This is a genomic window from Vibrio sp. Vb0349, from assembly GCF_033338975.1.
In genome coordinates this window covers 1-1,095 of sequence record NZ_JAWOTS010000390.1, presented here as the reverse complement: position 1 = coordinate 1,095, position 1,095 = coordinate 1, and the positions used below count along the sequence as shown (strand labels likewise).

General features: G+C 45.8%; 1 protein-coding gene. It reads left to right on the top strand.

Features of this window, described 5'->3' with window-relative positions; genetic code table 11:
- A partial coding sequence (locus R7Q47_RS26075; protein WP_318090239.1) for a tandem-95 repeat protein occupies positions 1-1,095 on the top strand: 1,095 nt, incomplete at both ends.

Below are 1,095 nucleotides of genomic sequence, written 5' to 3'. Positions count from 1 at the left end.
GTAACGATACGTTTGAAAGCACTGATAAAGTGGTGTCTTTGGATGCTGATAATGGTCCTAAAAATGGCTCCGTCATCGTAAACAACGATGGTACGGTGACCTACACACCAGATGATAACTACGTCGGTAAAGATACTTTCACTTACGTCGTGACATCAGGTGGAGTGTCTGAATCCACCACCATCACTGTCAATGTAACACCGGTCAACGATGCGCCAGTGGCGAAAGATGACATCGCTACGACACAAGAAGACACCGCAGTTACCATTGATGTACTGACTAACGACACCGACGTGGATGGCGATAAGCTGAGTATTGAATCAGCCTCTGTTCCTAAGGAGCAGGGTACGGTTGAAGTGGTGGATGGCAAACTTGTTTTCACACCGGTAGAAAACTTCAATGGCCACGCTGAAATCACCTACACCGTAACGGACGGTCAATTGACCGACGAAGCGAAAGTAACTGTTACAGTAAATCCAGTGAACGATGCGCCAACCATCAAGGTTGATGCAGTAGAAAGCATCACTGAAGATGCAGTGAGCACTGATACGGTAGTCGCAACCTTAACGGTTCGCGATACTGACACGCCTGAAGACCAATTAACCGTTTCTTTAGAAAACAACTCAAACGGCTACTTCGTGTTGGTTGGCAATGAAGTCAAGCTGACTCAAGCAGGCGTTGATGCAGTTAATAATGATGAACTTAACCTTAAAGACCTGACTATCAGCGCGTCAGTATCGGATGGTGTTAATCCAACAGCTAACGACAGTGACAGTTTGATTGTGAATCGTGTTAACGATGCACCGACTGTTGAAAATGCCATTGCAGACCAAGTGTTATCGGAAGATTTCGATGCATACACGATCGACTTGAATGAAGTATTCAAAGATTCTGATTCCTCGCTAGAATTCTCAGTCTCTGGCAATAACAGCATCCAAATTTCTATTGTGAATGGCGTCGCCACAATCACTCCGACAGCGGATTGGAATGGCAAAGAGACAATTACGTTTACAGCTAAAGACCCAAGCGGTGAAAGCGTTAACCAAACGGTGGACTTTACGGTTGCACCAGTAGTCGACATCGAGGCTGATAGCG